13 protein-coding genes and 1 pseudogene are annotated in these 19,785 nt (G+C 64.0%); 8 read left to right on the forward strand and 6 right to left on the reverse strand.

Annotated features, from left to right (window positions below):
- The first annotated feature begins 191 nt into the window (after positions 1–191).
- Complete coding sequence (locus ACVWWN_RS07000) at positions 192–1,253, forward strand: hypothetical protein (protein ID WP_457143244.1); 1,062 nt, start codon at positions 192–194, stop codon at positions 1,251–1,253.
- A gap of 118 nt (positions 1,254–1,371) precedes the next feature.
- The gene (locus ACVWWN_RS07005) at positions 1,372–1,893 is read left to right on the forward strand and encodes an AAA family ATPase (protein WP_457143245.1); all 522 of its coding nucleotides are present in this window, start codon (positions 1,372–1,374) and stop codon (positions 1,891–1,893) included.
- 197 nt (positions 1,894–2,090) lie between these two features.
- Here the strand turns inward: ACVWWN_RS07005 and ACVWWN_RS07010 are convergent.
- The 3 genes and pseudogenes from ACVWWN_RS07010 to ACVWWN_RS07020 all read right to left on the reverse strand — a co-directional run bounded on the left by ACVWWN_RS07010 (position 2,091) and on the right by ACVWWN_RS07020 (position 7,923).
- Positions 2,091–2,682 (reverse strand): annotated as a pseudogene (locus ACVWWN_RS07010) (recombinase family protein).
- A 304-nt stretch (positions 2,683–2,986) separates the two neighbouring features.
- Positions 2,987–7,477 (reverse strand): Helicase associated domain protein, encoded by a 4,491-nt coding sequence (locus tag ACVWWN_RS07015; protein WP_457143246.1) that lies wholly within the window; start codon positions 7,475–7,477, stop codon positions 2,987–2,989.
- Positions 7,478–7,740: 263 nt separating this feature from the next.
- On the reverse strand, positions 7,741–7,923 hold the full coding sequence (locus ACVWWN_RS07020; protein WP_457143247.1) for a hypothetical protein: 183 nt from the start codon (positions 7,921–7,923) through the stop codon (positions 7,741–7,743).
- 937 nt (positions 7,924–8,860) lie between these two features.
- Between ACVWWN_RS07020 and ACVWWN_RS07025 the strand changes: the two genes are divergently transcribed.
- From ACVWWN_RS07025 to ACVWWN_RS07035, 3 genes are all read left to right on the forward strand, one after another.
- On the forward strand, positions 8,861–9,124 hold the full coding sequence (locus tag ACVWWN_RS07025; RefSeq protein ID WP_457143248.1) for a hypothetical protein: 264 nt from the start codon (positions 8,861–8,863) through the stop codon (positions 9,122–9,124).
- A 96-nt stretch (positions 9,125–9,220) separates the two neighbouring features.
- A complete protein-coding gene (locus ACVWWN_RS07030) occupies positions 9,221–9,397 on the forward strand; it encodes a hypothetical protein (RefSeq protein WP_457143249.1) in 177 nt (58 codons plus the stop codon).
- Positions 9,398–9,534: 137 nt separating this feature from the next.
- A complete protein-coding gene (locus tag ACVWWN_RS07035) occupies positions 9,535–10,005 on the forward strand; it encodes a hypothetical protein (RefSeq protein ID WP_457143250.1) in 471 nt (156 codons plus the stop codon).
- Positions 10,006–10,229: 224 nt separating this feature from the next.
- Here the strand turns inward: ACVWWN_RS07035 and ACVWWN_RS07040 are convergent, their stop codons facing one another.
- A complete protein-coding gene (locus ACVWWN_RS07040; protein WP_457143251.1) occupies positions 10,230–10,511 on the reverse strand; it encodes a hypothetical protein in 282 nt (93 codons plus the stop codon).
- Between the two features lie 1,053 nt (positions 10,512–11,564).
- Between ACVWWN_RS07040 and ACVWWN_RS07045 the strand changes: the two genes are divergently transcribed.
- Positions 11,565–12,440 (forward strand): chemotaxis protein, encoded by an 876-nt coding sequence (locus tag ACVWWN_RS07045; RefSeq protein WP_457143252.1) that lies wholly within the window; start codon positions 11,565–11,567, stop codon positions 12,438–12,440.
- A gap of 48 nt (positions 12,441–12,488) precedes the next feature.
- Here the strand turns inward: ACVWWN_RS07045 and mobF are convergent, their stop codons facing one another.
- Together mobF and ACVWWN_RS07055 are read right to left on the reverse strand one after the other, a co-directional pair.
- Complete coding sequence (gene mobF, locus ACVWWN_RS07050; protein WP_457143253.1) at positions 12,489–16,067, reverse strand: MobF family relaxase; 3,579 nt, start codon at positions 16,065–16,067, stop codon at positions 12,489–12,491.
- 392 nt (positions 16,068–16,459) lie between these two features.
- Entirely contained in the window at positions 16,460–17,095 is a 636-nt protein-coding gene (locus tag ACVWWN_RS07055; protein WP_457143254.1) for a hypothetical protein, read from the reverse strand.
- A 476-nt stretch (positions 17,096–17,571) separates the two neighbouring features.
- On the opposite strand from ACVWWN_RS07055, the gene ACVWWN_RS07060 reads away from it, so the two are divergent.
- Together ACVWWN_RS07060 and ACVWWN_RS07065 are read left to right on the forward strand one after the other, a co-directional pair.
- Entirely contained in the window at positions 17,572–19,203 is a 1,632-nt protein-coding gene (locus ACVWWN_RS07060; RefSeq protein WP_457143255.1) for an exonuclease domain-containing protein, read from the forward strand.
- Positions 19,200–19,754, forward strand: a complete 555-nt coding sequence (locus tag ACVWWN_RS07065; RefSeq protein ID WP_457143256.1) for a hypothetical protein — start codon at positions 19,200–19,202, stop codon at positions 19,752–19,754. The genes ACVWWN_RS07060 and ACVWWN_RS07065 overlap by 4 nt, the downstream gene beginning before the upstream one ends.
- The last annotated feature ends 31 nt before the right edge of the window (positions 19,755–19,785 follow it).

The following is a 19,785-nucleotide window of genomic DNA, read 5'->3' on the forward strand; positions in this document are numbered from 1 at the left end:
GCTTCGCCGTGTCGGTCGGATTGATCTTGAACTCGCCTGTCATTGGCTAATAGTCGTATTCGGCTCATCACCCGCGATAAGATTGTGAGATTTGATACTTCGCCTCTAATAGCTATTGGTGGCAAAGTTCATTTCACTCGAATATTTGCCATTACAGGCTGGTGTTCGGATTTGCGGTCTACCATCCCGGCATGGCTGGCGATGTGACTGCACCGGTCAACGATGCCCTGGAGAAGTCGTTCCGGACCCATGCCCAGTACCTGCGAGCTTTCTCGCAGCTGGCGGGTTTCAGCCACTGGCCGAACAAGGACCTAGCGGTGCTGGAAGCCCTAGCGCAGCGGGTCGTCGGCGCGTTTCCAAGCCCGAAATCAGCCCCGGTCATCGATGTCAACGAATTAGCGAAGTGCCTCAACCGCGCGTGGGGCACCGAACTGTTGCTGAGTCTCGGATCACGCTTTGAAGAAGATGAACTGGTCCGGTTGTCCAACTCATGGGGGAGTGTCCAGACCTACTACGTGGGGTACGCAGCGACTCAGGCGTTGATCATTGCCGAGGGTCGTGCTCGGCCAACCGACCATCCGAAGACTCAGGGTCAGGTACGCAGTCTATGGGTGGACCGCCAGTCTGCCGTGGAGCCGTTCTCCTTCGCCGCAATGCCCGGGTGCAAGTCGAACCCATCGCTATACGCGAATGGGCCTGGGAGGCCAATCGATACGAGCCTTAGTAATTGGACCTCAGTGGGCAGCAACAACTGTTGGGACATCGCGGCGACCGCACTGCGGAGCACCCGTAACGACGCAGTAGCACGAAAGCTGCAGGAGGCACGGCTAAAGAAGGCGCGCGACAGGAAGAGGGCATGGCAAACGGAGGAAGACGAGCGGCTCGCGCAGGGTAAGAATCCGCGCAAAGCGCCTGGGGCCGCAAACCTTACGGAGACAGAGCGGGCAACTGTTGAGGCAGGCGTTCGGCCATACACCATGCTGGATTACCTCTTCCGTCTGCGCATCAAGGCGAACTACGAAGAGGCTGCAATGTTCACCGACGGTCCAACTAACGAGGGCGCGTCAAGTGTTGTTGCACTCGATATGGAGCGCATTGCGTCGGCGATCATGGTCGCTCACGAAGTGAGGATCGCGCGACTGGTGGGCAAGAGCACTCTGACGAATCTCGCGACAAATTGGATCGCATCGAACTCAGTGACCCCCGATCTCGGCATCGGTCGCAGGATGCCGATCTTGGCCGCCGTGCTTTAGCGCGATCCTGCGTCAGCGGAGCATCGCCGACGCCGACCCAGTGAGCCGAGGCAGCCTTTGATGACGTCTTTGCGACGCCCGTGCCGTGTTGATGTACGGGCCGGTAGCGTCGGTTTCCGTGATCATTTGGATCAACGGCACCCACGGCTCGGGTAAGACAACGACCAGCAGCTTTGTCCAGAAGCTCATCCCGGACTCGCGAGTATTCGATGCGGAGAAGGTCGGCGAGACACTCATGGACATCACGCCGGGCTTGCCTGACACTGACAACTTCCAGCACTGGCCACCATGGCGGTCTCTCACGGTGGAGACCGCTCGTCACGTCCTCCACTACACCGGTGGCACCCTAGTGATGCCCATGACTGTGCTTGTGGAGCAATACTGGCGCGAGATCAGTTCCGGCCTCGCTCAACATGCCATCCCGGTCAGGCATTTCGTCCTTCACGCTGACCACGAAACGCTCCGTAAGCGCATCGAGGGCGACACCGTTATGGGTCCCTCGTCGTTCCGTCTGGAGTATCTGGAGGCCTACGCCGAGGCAGCCCGCGCGTGGCTGCACGACGAGGCTGAGGTCATCGACACTGCAGATGTCACCTCCCAACAGGTCGCCGCAAAGATCGCAGCCGCAGTCACGGATTGAAGACTTGACTGCTAGCAATCTGATTGCTTGATCCGGACGCCGATGATGATCGGGTTGATCACTTCGCCAGGGTGGGCTACATGGGGCTACAAGTGGTCGGAGGGTCAGAAACGTTGTAACAGTAGACTTCTCAACCTGATCCTCATTGAGGACCCACGCCGCGGCCCGCAGATGAACGGAGGGATGCAGGTCGTCGGTCAGCGCGTGGACTCCAGCGTTGGATCGTGAAACGGCGTGGACAGGTAGCGGTAGGCCGTTGCCCGGCTGATCCCGAACGCTTTGGCGAGTTCGTGAACAGGTTCGCCAGTCGCGGCGAGCCGGCGCAATTGTTGTTGCCGCTCGGTGGTCAGCTTGGCCGGCTTGGTGGCCGGCAGTCGGCGAGCTCGGCGGGAGTCGCGAGAGGCGGCACGTCGCTCGCGGCCAAGCTCAAGTTCAAGCTCGGCCAGGGTGGCCATAATAGTGGCCCCTGCGCGCCCGGTTGGAGTACCGGTATCGACGCCTTTGCGCAACGCGCGCAACAGAATTCGGCGCTGACCCAGATCGGCAATAGTGCGTGTCACTTCAGCAACAGAGCGGCCAAGGCGATCGATCGCAGTGACCACTACGGTGTCGCCCTCGCGCGCGTAATCGAGCATGGCCGCCAACCCCGGACGAGATGTATTCGCCGCACCTGAAAGTTTGTCCGTGAAGACCCGGTCTGAGTTAACCCCGGCAGCAGCGAGCACTGTGAGCTGTGCGTCGAGGTCCTGGCATGGTGCTGACACGGGCATAGCCGAGTATCGCCGTCATGCCAATGACTGTCTCACCACCCTACGACAGTGAGGATCTGAGACACGCGCTGTGAGACAGGAAATGAGACGGCGTCACCTGGGACTACATGGCGGGGGAGTGGTGCCCTGTGGGGTGTCTCGTTTTTCAAGAAAGGAGACGGTCTAGATCAGTTGGCTCACCGCGAGTAGTCAGTCTCCATCTTCCGACGCCGCGCGAATTTCAATGCGACGGCGGCACAGTGTCTTCGATTTCAGCCAGGTCGATGTGGGTGCGTAGTGCGGTGCCGCCAGCGGCTCGACGGCGACTGCAGCCGAAAGCCGACCTAGCGGACCTTCCAGACCCAGCCTTTGACCTTCTTCAACTGGCGCTCGCGCTCCGGTTGTAGCGTCCCCTTCGCATAGTTCCTCCGCTGCGCGGCTAGCCACGTCCCTAGGGAGAATCCGTCGACGACGTAGGACTGCGGGACCAAGGCGTCGCCGTGCTTTTGGACGTACTCCACCAGCATTTCGTAGGCCCGGCCCCAGCTATCCGCCTTCGGCGTCCATGTCCAACCGGGAAGCTGCTCCAGTTGTTTCATATTTTCGGGACGTAACGAGCCATTTTTCTTCCGTGATCGGACTGTGTTGATCCATTGCCCGAGTTGAAAGCCGTCCTCGGTCTCGTACCGGTGCGGAACTTGCGAGGTTCCATTCTTTTCGGAGTACTTCACCAACCGGGTGTATCCGCGCTCCCAGCGGTGCGCATACGCATCCCATACCCAGCCTGGAAGTGCTTGCAGGAGTGCCCTCCGGTCCGCGCTCAGGTTCTCCCAGTTCATGCGCTGGGTGAGCACCCAGCTTCCGATGTTCACACCGTCCTCGATGTACCTGTCCGGTACTCGGGTGTGTCCTTCGCGGTCGCCGAACTGGCGTACTAATTCGTAGGACCGTTGCCACCGGTCCTCGTGGGGATCCCAGGACCAGCCGGGCAGGTGCTCCAACAAAGCACGGCGCTCTCTGGACAAGGTGTTACGAATTCCCCGCTGGACGGTCGCCCAGGAGCCCAGTGCTACATCGTCCTCTTTGTGCGACTGCGGAACTCGGGAGTGACCCTCTCGCTCGGCGAATCTCTTGACCAGCTCGTACTTCTCAAACCAGGAGTCATTGGATACCTCCCAGCTCCAGCCGGGCAGCGACTCCAGTCTCGCGATCCGCTCGGTCGGTAAGTTATCCCTCTCAGCCCTCTGCTCTCGGACCCAACCTCCGAGTTTGATTCCGTCCTCGACGTACCCACCAGGGACCAGGGCATGCCCCTCACGTTCGACGAATCGCTTCAGCATCTCGAGCTTCTGATTCCAGACGTAATCAGCCTTACGTCCCCAGAACCAGCCGGGAATCGCCTCCAGGAGAGCCTGTCTCGCCGGGCTGAGCTTTTTGTGCTCGCGGCGCCGGAGCCGAGTCCATTGCCCGAGTTTGAGACCGTCCTCGACATGATCCACCGGGACGTTGGTGTCTCCTTCCCTGGCGGTGTAGGAGCGCAGCATTTCGAGGTGTTGCATCCATGATTCTTCGACGACGTTCCAGCTCCATCCGGGCATGGCCTCCAGACGCTGCCGACGTTCTTCGGTCATCTTTGAGCGGCTGCCGCGTTGCTCTGCCACCCAATTACCGAGGTTGATCCCACTATTCAGGAAGCCTTGCGGGACTCTTGCATGCCCCTGCCGCTCGGCGAATGCCGCAAGCGCCGCGTATCCGCGTTCCCATGACTCCGTGTACGGGTCCCAGGACCATCCCGGAACGGACTTCAAAAGCTCCCGGCGTTCGGGGCTCATGCCGGCGCGGTTGACGCGTTGGTCTTGAACCCAGCTCCCTAGATTGATTCCGTCTTCCTTGTATCCTTGCGGGACCAGGGCATGCCCTTCTCGCCTCTGGAACTGCTGGAGAATTGCGAATTTCTGCTGCCACCTGTCAGAACGGGCATCCCATACCCAGCCGGGTAGCGACTGGAGCCGTTCGCGTTGGCTGTCGGGCAGTTTGTCTCGCTTGACCCGTTGATCGGTCACCCACTGACCTAGCCGAAACCCGCCCTCTAGATGTTCTTTGGGGACGCGGGCGTGACGTTCCCTTTCGACGAAAGCCTTCAAGAATCCGTAACCGCGTTCCCAGCCGTCGGTCGTTGGATTCCACGACCATCCCGGGAGAGCTTCCAGGAGCACCTTCCGCTCCGTCGACATCTCGTCGCGGTAGGTGCGCTGTACCGCAACCCATTGCCCGAGTTTCAAACCGTCCTCGACGTACCGCTGCGGGGCGCGGGCGTGTCCCTCGCGTTCCACGAACTTCTTCAGCCCGTTGTAGTTCCGGGACCAGTTGTCCTCCAAGATGTCCCACACCCAGCCCGGCAGTGCCTCGAGCTCTCGGACCCGCGTCTCGGACAACTCTCCGCGCTTGTACAAACCCCGCTGCGTGCCGACCCAGCTGCGGAGGTTGTACTCGCCGACCATGTACGGGATAGGCACGTTGGCATGCCCATGTTCGGCGACGAACTGGTGCATGAGATCCATCCACATACTCCACTGGTCAGCCAGGACATCCCAGGCCCAGCCAGGCAGACGCTCCAGCTTGGCACGCCGGTCGTCGCTTAGCGTGTTGTTCGCGTACAGGCTGCGCTGCACACTCGCCCACTGCCCGAGCGCGTATCCGTCAATGACGCAATCGACGGCAACCCGCGCCGTGCCGTTATCGTCGACGTGCCGCTTCAGTAGCCCATACCAGAACTCCCAACGCGCACTGGTCTTTTCGACCAGGTGTACGTCGAAGGCGTCGGTGAACGCCTTACCGACGGAGCGCGGCACGTCTAGGTGAATCTTGTCCGGAATCTGGGCACGGCCGCCCTTGCGCCCAAGTTCCTGGCGGAAGGTGTCTATCTGCTCCGCGAGCTCCTCATCGTGGGCGCGGAGGGCTTTGATCACACGCCATACTGCCTTGAAGGACGAGTCGTTGAGAGCGGTGTCGGGGTCCGTCTCGGTGTCGATGAACACCGGGATGACGATGGTTCCGACGGTCTTGTCCTCGGCCAGCCGGATTGCCCGCCCGACAGCCTGAACAATGTCCACCTCAGAACCGCGCGGGTCGATGAACGCCACGCCATCGAGAGTCGGAACATCCACTCCCTCACTGAGACACCGGGCATTGGTCAGCAGACCACGCTCGCCGTCGTCGAGCTGGCGCAGCCGCTGGAGCCGGACATGGCGCTCACCGGCACTCATGTCTCCGGACGCGAACCCGGTCCACAGCGGTCCCGACGGTCGCTGCCGCGCGGGTATCCACTCGAGGACCTCAGGCATCTCGGCGGCGAACCTCTTAGCGCGCAGCACGCGGGAATGGAAGCTGATGACTCGGTGAAGGTCGTACTTCCGCATCGCCTTCGTCAACCCGATCTGGCTGGCCAAGGTCCGGGCGTCGGTGGTCTTGTTGTCACGTCGGACCAGGACACCCCTGTTCGCCCACTCGCGGTAGGTCGCGTCATCAACACCCACGACGGCTACCTGGTAGTCGGTGAGCAGTCCCCGGCGGATGGCTTCACCGAAACTCAGCCGGTGGAACACCTCCCCGAAGTTCGCGGGGTCGTCCATGGACGCGACTTCCAGCTCGGATTCCTGCGCCGCCTCGACCACCCGTCCGGTGTAGTAACGCGGCGTCGCCGTCATGAACAGCCGCCGCCGCGCCCTAATGGCGCCAGCGTCAAGAATGGTTGCAAAGACGGTCGATCCGTCTCCAGCGACCCGGTGACTCTCGTCAGCAATTGCCAGGTCGAACTGCGGAACCCGTCCCAGAGCGAAGGCTTTCGCAATCTGCGGAGACGACTGGTAGGTGGAGAACACCACGCGCGGCCCGCACCGACGCAGGAACGCGGCAATTTCGACTGGATCCGTCTTAACCGGGACGCACAACTCGCTGATGTGAGCTATCGCCGTGTCGTCTTGGGAGACCGTCTCATCGGAGCAGACCGGCAGCGCCTCGAACGGCACCTTGGCGTTCGCCCTCCATACCGCCATCGTCTGCTTCAGCAGCGACAGCGACGGCAGCAGGACCAAGGCCCGCTGGGCGTCCAGTTTTTCCTTGATGAACAGCGACGTCAGGGTCTTCCCCGTACCGCAAGCCATGATGAGCTGACCTCGGTCGGCGGTCTGGAACCCCTTGAGGACATTGCGGATTGCGTCCTTCTGGTAATCGTGGGGCTTGGCGGGCTTCGGCGGCTTGACGGGTCGTAGGCGGTCGAGGGACTCCGCCCAATCGACCTCAGCGGTGAGCAGGTCCGCTAGACCAATGAACCCGACTTTCTTCTCCTGGGCATCAATTGTCCGCTGGGCGACGGGGTGCAGCCGGTCAGTCGTGGCGATGAGCAGACGGTAGTAGAACCACTTCCTCGACGATTCCGAGAGGAACTTGTCCACATCCTTCTTGGTGACGGCCCGGTGCCGGTCGTACGCCTTCGCTTGCACCGCCCAGAGCTGTCCGTCGCGGTCTTCGACAACGAGGTCGATACCGGCGTCGCCGCCCCACCTGTGCTCCCAGTCATCCCAGAGCCATACCTTGCGAACGGTGTCGCGGTAGTACGGGTCGTTCTCCAGGTACCACTTACAGACGCGCTCGAACTGCTTACCCCGGATGTAGCTGTCCTCTGAGAGGTTGCCGTAAAGAGTGGTGAATTCCCCCATTTCCAAGATGCTAGGTGCCAGTGCCGTCATCTTCGGGCTGCCACGAGCGTGCTTGCCGAACGACTGCAGCAACTCCCAGCCGCAGAACTCACCACCAAACAAGACACCGGGGTCCATAACGGCGCGTGATCACACCAGCCGGCCGCCCTACCACCAATGAGACAGGATGTGATCACTCTCGTTTCTTTAGATACGAGACACGGTTCCGATCTGCGGCATGGTCTTGCCGAGCCTGGGCATGAAAAAGCCTCGCGCGTCGAATCATGGTTTCGACGACTGCGAGGCGAAGTCGGGTTGCGTATGCGCTGCGACGAGAAGACGCTTGGGCGCACATACTCGGACCTACATCGTCATGGCCTTCGTGTTGGTGATGGTGTCGATCACGGGAAGATCTGCACCACCGCCAGGACCACGGTCGCGGCTGCAGCGGCTGCTTTGGCTAGACCGGAGAGTAAGGCGACGATGCGATCCATCGGCTCCTCACGTGAGCAGAACACTGCTCGGCTGACCATCACGAGGACAGGCAGAATCCAGACCAGATTCCACGCATTCGAGACGACCATTTCAACCTCCTTGCGAGGCGTACCAACAGAAGGTGCCCGACCGGTGGCCGGGCACAAAAAAAGCCGGGTGGTTACCCGGCTTGAACGCGCTTATGGCGCGTCCTTTCATGGACTGGCCATGAAGTCAGGGTTCGACAACGCATTTCACGTCTGCCGAACATTGGAAAGTGGCCTGGCCCGGGGCGATTGAGCGAGTATCCCCAGCGCGGCGGAAAGGGTTGGCCGTAGGTTGACTGGACTATGGGCACAGTCGTGCTACTGGCATCTGTGCGGCCAGCCTACCCGCGTCCAGGCGAAATCAGCTGCTCGAAACGCCTAGAGGTCGCAGTGATCAACCGGATTTTGGGCGCACTAACGGCGCGTGATTGACTCTACCGCCTTGTCGACCAGCCCGCTTCTAGGCGGCATCCGGCGTGTCGCGCAATGCCGGCACGATCGATGTGGCTCGGCCAGCTGAGGCAGAAACCGATAAGAAGCGAGACGTTGTCGGCGTCGGGTGAAGACTGACCCCTAATCGTCGACGAAACGGGGTCCAGATTCAACCGACGTTGACAGACGTCGGTACGAACCGGTAATAGGCATTCCGACCAGCACATTCAGTGTCGAATGCGGTCGACGTTGGACCGCGCTATTGACGGGGTCGAGCCGTAAAGTTGAGGGCATGGACTCTCAAGGGTCTTCACGCCCTGGCAGCCAGTGCTCGCGCTGCGATGCCGGCGCGACGGTTATGCAGATGGTCAGCTCGGTGGCGATGTGGATGGCCGTCCGCGGACGTGGTGACGGGCGACCGCCGGCAGCTCTGTGGGACGCAGTGTGGGCCGAAGACTGGTCGACCGTGCGCAGTGAGTGGGAAAAGTGGGTCCAGCCAGAACTCAAAGCTCTCTGTGAGAGAGCCACGGATTGGCGCGCAGCCGTCGCCGTAATGGTTGAGTCGACGGTGAGGACCCTGGATAGTCCGTTCCCGGCTGACCTGCACGACGCAGAAGCGGTGCGCCGAGAGTGGGGCCGGTGGATCGCGCAGCAGTTCAAAGCGGCAACGGGCAGTGCCCGGATGTGCGAGTGGGCACAGTGTTCGGAAGCACTACCTGCGGAGCTTCAATCGCTAGCTGAGGAACACCCCACAAAGCAGGCCGAACTGGCTGCCGGGGTGTTCGAGAATGAGGCATTCATCCGTGGACTGCTCGGAGAGGACGGCGTTTAAGTGCCGTCGTCATTTGAGATGGACCCGGAGTCGACCCGGCACGGGCTGAGCAGCGCTGATAGCGGTCGTGCGCGGACAAGCGGTTCGGGGGTTCCGATGCCCCCTGCGGCTGATCAATACACCGCGGCGTTCTTCACCGTAGCCACCGCCCTGCTGGGGACGGCCGCTACTGGTGTTGCCGGTCGCACCGTAGCGGGTCAGTCTGCGACCGCGGCGACGGTCGCTGCGGTGGAGACCACCGAAGCAGCCAACGCCGACATGCTCAAGCTGTAGGAGGGATCGTAGCGATGGGGTCACCGTGGCAGCCGCCTGGAACTCAATCACCGCAGGGGCATTGGCAATCTGGCGGGCCTAGTTCGCCACCGGACCACACCCCGGTACCACCGCGGCACCAGCCGCGGCGGTGGGGTTTGATCAGCGCCGCGGTGGTGGTCAACGTCATCGCCGTTGCCGCCACCGCCGCGATCACCTACGCACTGTCCAACCATGAGGGCGGCCCGCCTGCGTCCTCAACTCCATCCTCGCCAGCACCAGTCAAGACCTACAGCGCGGCCGAGCAGTCAGCGGCAAAAGACGGGGTGTGCCACACATTCGACACAAACCAGCGCGGCAGCGCGGGGCAGGGTGGCTTAATTGACAGAGGCCAACTGAACGTTCCGGTGGTTCTACGAGCTGTGAATGGTGTTGTCGCCCTGCAAAATGCACTATCGCCCGCCAGTCCTTCTGAACTCACATCGGCGGTTAAAGACTACGTGTCAACAACACTGGATTTGACAAGCGCAGCGCTCGCCAATGCGCCTGTTGAAGAGCTGAACCGGCTGAATGACGTGGGTAATGCGGCTACATACGCGTTGGCCGATGTGTGTGGATTGCCGCACTGATGCCTGCAACAAATAGCGGTCAGGATGCAGTCTCGCCGGGCGGTCCGGGATGGGATCAGCGCTACCGTGTTATTGCCACGCAAGTCTTTCAACAGGTGGTGGCAGCTCGGCCGGCACCGGACAGCTTCAACCCGCATCAGCGCGAGCCCAACGGAACGGACATCCCGCGGCCGTCTGGTGCGTATACCGCGGCGCTCATCGCTCCGGGGAAGTGGCCGGAGGTCTCAGAGAATGGGATCGCCGACTACGCCACAACGGTTGAGCAGTGGGTACGCCAACATGCTGACGCTGACCAAGCGGCAACCGAGCAGGTCCGCCGCGTGATGGATGGCGACTGGACCGCAGGTGAGGGGCGCGATGCTGCTCAGAACCACTACAGCGCATTGCATTTGGCCCATGAGGACCTCGTAGAACTCGGCAAGGATGTCGCTCAACGCGCCGGTCGGCTTAGTCAGGATGTGCATTCGGCGAAACGCACGATCCGCAAAGCGCACGATGACGCTCATCGTGACATCGAAACAGCGTTGATGACCAACGCCGGGCAGCCGGTCGGGGTGGGTCCCATCATTGCCCCGTACCGGACCCTCATCGAAGAGGTGTCGACTCAACTTCTCGGGTATGGCCACCAAGAAGCTACCGGCCTGACCGACAAGTTCGGCCCACCGCCAGAAGCCCCACCAGCAAAGGGGCACGACGGTGGCCTGGGGCGAGATAGATCTACAGACGGCGAGGGGGGAGACCGACCCGAATCCGTTGGCGACGCGGTCCCGGGCAAAAAAGGACCCGGTGAGCTTGGGTGGGATTCATCGACGGATTCCAGCGGCGAAGCCTCCCCTAGTACCGATGTGGGCGATATAGGTGTCGCTGGACCTGGATACGGACGGCCTGAAAATACGCCAGTACCAGTACCAACAGCTTCGGGTAGCCCACAGGCTCCCTCTGTACCTAGCGTGTCGCCGCCGTCGTTGGGTGGGGGCAGTGGCGGTGGGGGTTCGCCGTTGAGCAGCTTGGGTGGTGGCGCGGGCTCGATGCAGGGCTTGGCTGGCGGCGTGGGCAAGGGTGTGCCCGGTGCTCGGGGTATGTCGGCTCCTAGCGGTATGGCGGGGGCGTCCGGGAATGCGACGCCGGCGTCACTGGGTAGCGAATTTGGTCGTGGTGTGGCGGCCGGAAACTTGGCATCGGGTGGGTTCACACCGGCGAATGCTGTTGCTCCACAAGCGGTTCCGCAGGCCCCGGCAGGTCCGTTGGCGGCTCCGTCCACCGGGGGCACTACTCCGGCGTCGGCGGCGCCGGCGGCCAGCGCTGCCCCGGGAGCGGCCAGCTCGCCGACTGCGGGCGGCGTGGGAGTTTCGGCGGGGGCAGCGAACGCGGGTGGGGGTATGGCGTCACCGATGTCTTCGTATGGGTCGGTGTTGCCACCGGCAGCAGCGAGCGCCGCTGGTGCGACAGGACCGGGCGTGCTGTCATCTTCGGCGGTGTCGGCTGGGCCACCTGCCAGCAGTGCTGGGAGTGCCGCGCCAGGGGCGCCGGGACTTCTGCCTGGGCTGCGGGAGAGTCCGATGCCGCGGGTGTCGCGCGATGTGTCGATGACCGACCTGGAGAACGCGCGGTCGGCTGTTGCGGATTTGGCGGCGGCGTCCAGTGTGGTATTCCCGGGGCTGGATTGGGCGGTGGCCGTTGCTCGGGGCAGTTCTGGGATTCCGGACCTGTGGGTGTGCAGCAACGAGGGTGCGGCCTATATCCCGGCCGGGGTGTATCTGTCGCGCACTATGCCGGTGGCCGCGCACTTCGATACTGATTTCGATGACCGTTGGTACGGCTGGTTCAATCCGGCCGAGCGTGTGGTCCGCGCGGTCCGGGAGATGGGCTACGCCGTGTCGGCGGTGGCCACCTCCTGGTCGTTAGCGTCCGATCTCGTGGATGAGGCGACCCCGGACGTGGCGCTCGGGGTGGCCCCGTCGAGTGCGCCACAAGAGGCCGGGGCCGCGGCGCTGACGCGAGACCGCTCGCATCGTTTGGAGAGCGTCAATCCGGGCCTCTACCGCGAACTGGCGGCCGACGTCGATGCGGCCGAGACGTATGCCCGGTATCTGATTCAGCATGCGGTGTTCGGTGGGCCGGACTTGTCTGCGGCTGCTCAGTCGGTGGCGCGGCAAGTGTTGGGCCGGCAGTGGCCCTCGGCCGCGCAATGGGACGCCTTGCAAGCCGAGTACACCACCGACAGTCTGATGGCGGGTTCCCAGCGTCCGGGACTGCGGGGTGTCGAAGAGCCGCACCAGCTGGTGACGTATCGCGAGGAGTTCCAGCGCTGCCGGCGGGTGGAGACTCTGCTGTGTTGGCGCGATGAAAGTCCGGCCGATGTCGCCTACGCCGCAGCGATAGCCGGCATTGCCACTCCATCGCTGATGTCGGTGGTCGCGCACAGTTCCCGATAGGCAACCGGTTCTCACCAAAACCGTTGTGTCAAAGCGTTTGACGCAGCATTAGAGTTCGAGGCCTCCTCGATCGCGGCCGCGTTCACGTTGGGCATGGCGAGCGCTCCAGCGCTGGGCCTGCGCCTGCTTCTGCTGGTAGGCGTCGAGGACGCGGGTGCGTCGGTCGAGCAGTTCGGCGGCCGCCGACGTGGCCCGCGACGGTGCGCCGGTGTGGGGTTCTGCCAGCAGTGTGGTGACCCGCTCGGTGGCGGTGCGGTGGGCTTGTGGGGGCGGTTGTGTGCCGATGTGTTGGGTCCAGGGCACGTCGTCGGCCAGCGCGTCGACGACGGTGTGCCTGGGCTGACGTTCAGCGGTGAGGGAGCGGACGAGAAGAAGTTTGGTGTTGGTGGCGGTGGCGTGTTCGGTGAAGTAGCGCAACAGTTTCGGGTTGAGTTGGTCGGCGTCATCGATGATGAGAAGCGTGCCGGGCGGGATGGTCAACTCGCCCTTGTCGATCCGATCGCGAATGCGGCGCGGGTCGACGGAACGGTCAGCGTAAGGCCGGTCTTTGGCTTCGGCGATGGCCTGCGCGGTGGTCTGGACGGCCAACACGGGTTTGTTCTGGCCGTGCACGGCGGCGGTGACCGCGGCCAGGGTGGCGTGTTTGTCGGCGTCGGCCCCCACGGTGAGGATCTGGACGTTCTGCATGCTGGCGGTGATGGTGGTCACCGCGGCGCGGGTGGGGTCGTCGAGGGTCTCCCGGCCGGTGGCCGGCGGCGGGTAGACGGTGGCCGGGCTGTGTTCCCAAGAATGCTCGATCTGGGTGACCTCGGCGTGCAGCAGGGGCAGCTCGGCGGCCAGGGCGCGGTCTGCGAGGTGGTGGCGGTGGGCGGTGCGGCAGGCTGCGCGGGTGCGGTCGCGGTGCTCGAGCAAATCCTGGACGGGTTCGGGGAGCAGGGCGCGGTCGGTGTCGGCGGCCGCGACGGCCGCGGTGTGGGCGCGGGTGTCACGGCCGACGATGTGGGTGAGTAGGGCGGCGGCTTCGCGGGCGGTGCCACGGCGCTCCATGTGGACACCAGGGGTGGGCTCAGCGTGGGCGTGGTCGGCTTCCCCGGCGTCTTTGGTGTAGAGGTAGGCGCGGTTGGCTTCGCGGCCGCGGGTGAGTCCGACGTAGGCCAACGCCTTGTGCGCGGTGTCGGAAAGCAGGGTGTGGGCGGTGTCGGCGGTCGCGCCTTGGGCGGCGTGCACGGTGACCGCGTACCCGAGGTGCACGTGAGTGCTGAGGTAGTCGCCCTCGAACACGACGCGGGCGCCATCACCGAGGCGGCGCGCGGCCACCCGGCTGGTATCGGGGTCGACGCCGATGATGCGCCAGCGGTGCCCGTTGCGCACCGGATCCGCGGTCTTGGCCAGGTCGTGGGCGTCGTAGACGGGGATGTCGGGGTCGTTGCGGCGGCTGATCACGACATCGCCCACGGCGATGCGATGGCCGCGGGAGGCGGCCACGGTGGGGGCATCGTCGGGGATGGTGTGGCGGTGGATACGGGTGTTCAGTGCGTCGCACATTTCCCAAGAATCAGCGACCAGCAGCGCGTCTTTACCGGCCTCTCGATCGCGGGTGTAGGCGGCCAGTGCGTCGGCGGCCATGGTCACGGTGTCCCCAGTGGCGAGGCGGTCGTGGCGGCGATACCAGTCGACGGCGCGGCGCCGGGCGGCGGCGCCGCCGTGGCGCACGCCGAGGGAGGCGGTGCGCTCGCCCACGTCGTTCATCCGCCAGACTTCGGTGAGGTGTTGGGTCCAGGGCAGATCGCCACAGAGTTGGTCGAACATGCCGCCACGCGACTTCACCGGGGCGAGCTGGTGAGCGTCACCGACGAGGACGGTCTTGGTGCCGGCCGCCGTCGTCGCGGACAGCAGCTCGCGCAGTTCCGAACTGCCCACCATGCCGGCCTCGTCGACCACCACCACGGTCCGCTTGTCGAACTTCAGTGTCCCGTTGCGGAGCCGTTCGAGCGCGGCGGCGATGGTCAGTCCGGTGTCGCCGGCGTGCTCGCGGACGGCTACATCGACGGCCTTGCCGGTGGGCGCGAGAACCACCACGCGATCGTGTCGGGGGCTGCGCTGCACGGCCGCGCGCAGTGCCCGCAGGGAGGTGGTTTTACCCGCCCCGGCGGGTGCTGAGAGGGGTTGGGCGAGCCAGGGTGAGGTGGCGATGGCGGTGATGGCGCGGGCCTGCTCGGGTGACAGTTCCTCGGTCTGGACGGCGTTGGCGGGCAGGGCCGCGGCGGCGTCGCGCGACCCGATCAGCGACACGATGGCGGCCTCTTCGCCGACGATCGGCGCGGTGGTGAAACGGTCGTGTCCTTCGCGCTCATGCGCCGCGCGCGGGGCGGTCAGCGGCATGGCCATCCGGTCGGCTAGGACCTCCATCAGGATGCGCGGACCGTCCGGTGCGCCATCGACGGCGACGGGCAACCGGGCACCGATGGCCTCGATCAGATCGGCGCGGGTGAACGCCGGTTTGTCGATGCCGGCGGCCGCGGCCCGGGCCGCGGTGAGAACGTTCCCGGGGGTAGTGCGCCGCGCGTGGCGGGCTGCGGCTTGACCGGCCTCGCTGATGCTGAAGCCGCGTTCATCGGCGGCCCATGACTGCTGCAGTTCGGCCCAGGACAGGTGCTCGGGCTTGCGCGGCCGGGTGGCCTTTTGAGCAGTGGCCAGTTGCGCGGGTGTGGGTGCGTTCGGGTCATCACAAACGAGATTGGCCGCGGCCCACTGGCGCAGTTGGGTGGCGCGCTGTGACCACGCTCTGATCGTCTCGGGGTCGATTCCGGCGATGTCGGCCTGGCCGGTGTGCGGGTCGACCGGCTCCCATTCCAGGCCCATCGACTGATGGAGCTCATGACGCAGGCTGGCTTGGTAGACGATGCCGGCGGCCTTTGCTTCGTGATGCAAGGACTTGCTATCAACCGACACCATTTCGCCGTCGGCGCGGGCCTGTCTATTGGGCAGCAGGACATGGGTGTGCAGGTGCGGATCCCCGGCCCGCGACGTCTCGTGTTGATAGGCCGCGGTGACCAGACCGGGCAACCGAACGAGGTCTTTCATGCCCGTGATCGGGTTGTGCACGCGGGTGTAGCCGGCGTGGCTATGCAGGTACTCCAACGCCTCGGCCACGGCTACCCGGTGGGCCTCGGCGATGGCCTTGGACAGCACCTCATCCCCGCCCACCGCACGCGCTAGAGAGACACTTTTCGGGGCACAGAAAACAAGGTCGAACCCATGGTTCGAACGCTCGCCGAAGGCCCGCCCGGTGGCTCTGTTGGGAGCGCTTCCGTCGACGATCCAGTGCTCCACAACATCAAGATCAGCCACCCCCCCAGCACGATCTGAGGCACTCAAACCGGTTAGTGCGGCGGCCTTCCCGGTGTCCCCTGCGAGCATCCATACCGGGGCGCGGGTTTCGGCTTCGGAGTAGTACTCACCGAGCCCGCCGCCGGCCTTTTGGCGATCGGCGGCGGCGTTCATCGCCGCCCGCGAGGTGTCGTTGTAGTACGCCATCGAGCGGGCTTTGAGCCGTGAAATCGTCAGCACCGCCCTCACCCCGCTTACCCGCTCGGCCACCTGCCCGGGCCGGGCGGGTGTGGCCACCGGCGGTGGCTACACCGATGCTTGCATCACCTTTGCCAATGTGCCATGCCTATAGAGAGGTTGTTGATATGAATTGCTCTGCGGCGGCGGTGAAGTCGGGTTGTGGAGCGGTAATGATCGGTCATGAGCGGTAATTCGGTATGTATCGGTAAGGATCAGTAAAGGTCTTGGACGGCAATAATAATGGCGGAAGTGTCTGTGAGAGGTGTTGGGGAGCAGATGATTCGGCGCTTCGAAAATCGCGCTGCCCGAACCTGACCGTGCTCGCGTCCGAGCGGCTGCGAGGGCGTTGGGAACGGCACGCCCCGGACGCACTACGGCATCATTTACCGGCTCTCTGGTGGCGCTCTTAAACGGCACTGCGGCGGGTGGCGTGTGGACGGCCCGGCGGATCAAGGGTCCGTGGGTGCGGTGGGCAGGCTGTCGGCGCGCAGGTCGGCGCACACGACCTGTGCCAGCTGAGCGACCAGCGGGTCGTGCTGATCGGTCGGCAGCACCAGCTGGTCCTCGACCCGCGCTGCGATCAGATATCCCGCCTTGATCCTGAAAAGGCCGGAGAAGTCCGGGTCCGGCCACACCGCCGGCGGCAGGTCGTGCCTGGTGTTCACGTCGGTCGCGACCTGCTGAACCTCGGGACTGCCCGAGGCACCTGCGGAGAGACCGCCTAGATCACCTTGGCCCGCAGGGGTTTCACGATATGGCGGCAAGGGGTCGGCGCCGGTGTGCTGCGGCGTCGAGGATGCCTTGAATGTCAGCGCGATCCGGCCTTGCTTCTGGCGGTGAATGGGCGGCGGGGTATCGCCCGGCGTCGGCGTGATGCATGATGCGTGATGCGGTGGTGGCGGGGCGTGGCGGAGGCCCGGCGAAGGTCTGGGCGTGCCGACCGAGCCGGCTGGCCAGGAAGGCGCCTGGTTTCTCGACGGTCCGGCCAGTACCACCCGGACTGGCCCATTGTCGGTATTGAGTGTGTCGATGATTTGGCGGGCGGCCCACAGTTCGGAGTCGATGCCCGGCACGGGTGAGGGCATCGCATCTAGCGCCGATGTGTCTGCGGTGCGGGCCGCGGCAGCGGTTGGCGAGTTTAGCGGCGCGCCGCGGGACGGCCGCCCAGCCATAGCTGTCTATCGAGTCGCGGGCTGCTGGAAGAACCGTCGCGACTACGACCAGAGTGACTTCGGCGTCGACTATTCGCTCGTTGTGAGCATTGAATCGCCCTACGTCGAAGTCGACCTGTGGACCCGGGTTGCCCAACAGAGTGCACCTGAAGTCGCCATCAGCTAGCGGGCCGATTTTTCAGTGTCAGTAGCCTCAGCGCTCAACTCCATCTGTTCGAGCATCGATGCCGCCCGTCTCGGACGGCATGCCGTCAAAAGTTCGCTCCGACGATCCGTTCCGTTCGTTGCCGAGCGAGCCACATCCCGAAATCGTCGAAATTTGACGACCGTGTCGGACCCTGCGGGTATCTTGAGCAAACGTTGTCAAAGGGGTGGAGGGGGAGACAACGATGGAAGTCAACGCGGGGTGGTACGACGATCCGTGGAATGAGTCCGATTTACGCTGGTGGGACGGTCGCGAGTGGACGGGGCGTACCGCGACCACTGGTCCCGCGGCTGGCGTCGTCGGCAATCGGGCGGCGCTCGCTAACACGGGCATCGGGCATCTGATCGGTCGCGATGGTCGCATTGCGGTCGTCGACGTGGAAACAACCGGCCTCTACAACACAGACCGTGTCGTCGAGATCGCGATCCTGACACTCGACTGCGACGGTCGCATCCACGACGAGTTCGAGACGCTCATTCAACCGATGAGGGACGTGGGTCCGACGTGGCTTCACGGCATCGACGCGGTCATGCTTCGCGGCGCGCCGTCCTTCGCGGAGGTGGCACATCACGTCGCGTCGAGGCTGGACGGTGCCGTCGTCGTCGGACACAACGTCAGGTTCGACATGCGCATGCTCGGCAACGAACTCGCCGCGGCCGGCATCGACATCGACTGGGGCTCGGCGATCGACACACTGCGGGCTACGGGCTGCAAACTCGGCCAGGCGTGCATGGAGCACGGAGTGCTGTTGGAGGACGCCCACCGTGCCATCGCCGACGCACGAGCTACTGCACGCCTGCTATTCGCGACGAGCGACCGTTACGTCGAAGCCTGCCAACCCGCCGTCGCCCGGCCACTACAGGTGACTCCGCTGCGTGTGTACGCGCGTGAAGGCCACATCGAAGTATTGCCGCCTGCACCGTATCTCGCGGCACTGGCTGGCGGTCTGCACAGCAGTCCTGACGTGGCCCCGTACGTACAGCTGCTCGACACCGCAATTGCCGACCTTCGGCTGACGGCCGACGAACGCACAGCGCTGCGGTCACTCGCAGAGGAACTCGGGCTCGACGAACTGGAGATTGCACGTGCCCACCGTGAGTTCATGAACGGCTTGATAGATGCCGCTGTTGAGGACGGAGTGGTGACCGATGACGAGCACGATCATCTCTGCCGCGCTGCAGCCCTGCTCGGCGTCGACATGGACGCGGTCATGGTCCGGATCGAGCCGTTCCGCGCCATGGTCGGCGATATGGACCTCTTGCCGGGGATGTCGGTGTGCTTCACCGGACAGGGTGAACTCGGCGGCGTCCTGATCGACCGCAAAACCCAGGAGGGAATGGCGCAGGAGCACGGGCTGATAGTCGCCAAGTCCGTCACCAAGAAGGGACCTGACCTCGTCGTTGCAGCCGACGGGGACTCGCGATCGACCAAAGCGCGCAGAGCGCGGGAGCTGGGTATCGCCATCTGTTCGTTCTCAGAGTTCGCAAGCGCCCTGGAATCGGGTGGCCCCGTGCCGTCGGCTCGCGCTGCATCTACCGGTGCCGTAATGGTGTGCGTCACCTGCGGATCATCGTGGATGGCGCCACGGAAGGTCTTGACATCCGTTTGCGTCGACTGCTCCCGAGCGACGCTTTTGGGCCCGAAGCCGATGCGAACGGAGACGGCGGGGTTCCAGTCGGTGAGTCAGTCTGCGTGGGATGCAGCGACATTGGTGGCTCTGGTCTGTGCTGCCTGCGGGATCAACTGGGAACGCCCGCGAACACGTGGCCGGCGTCCGGCCACGTGCCCTGACTGTGCCAAGGAGCAGATGGCGTGAGCACCCAGTATCAATCCGTGGCGGTGGTTGATGCCGACTCGGATAACGCGATCGTGTGGCATATCGACGTGAGCTCTGACGTTGCTGGCCTGAGCCGCATGTCAGGTGCCTGGGTACTTGGTCTCGACGAGCACGACAAGCTCGAACTCCTCACGCGGTCGCGATATCTCGCCGCTACTACGCAAGGGGAGAACGCGTGTGAGAATGCGCGTGCTCAAGGGCACTCGGGTCTAATCGACCTCGCGCAGACGATTAAAGTAGTTGAGGCTGAGATCAACCGATTGCAAGCGAACTTCGAGGAGGCCGCCGCGAAGTCGAAGTCCGCGCTGGTAAGTCCACGGTGGCCGCGCCTGCCGCACGACTTCGACGTCTCCAGACCGCCGGCGGATGCAGACGCGCCAGCTCAGGTTGCTATTGCTCTCGGTATCGCAAGATGGCTCGAGTCTGTTGCTCTCGCCTGGGAATCACTCGAGCAACAGCGGACCATGCGAAAGTACCTGCGCGGCGATGACGTCGAACAGCGGGCATTCCCGATCGTCCTTGCGTACTAGCTGGCCGATTCTGCGAGAAACACTCTAGACA

The organism is Mycobacterium sp. URHB0021, from assembly GCF_054057895.1.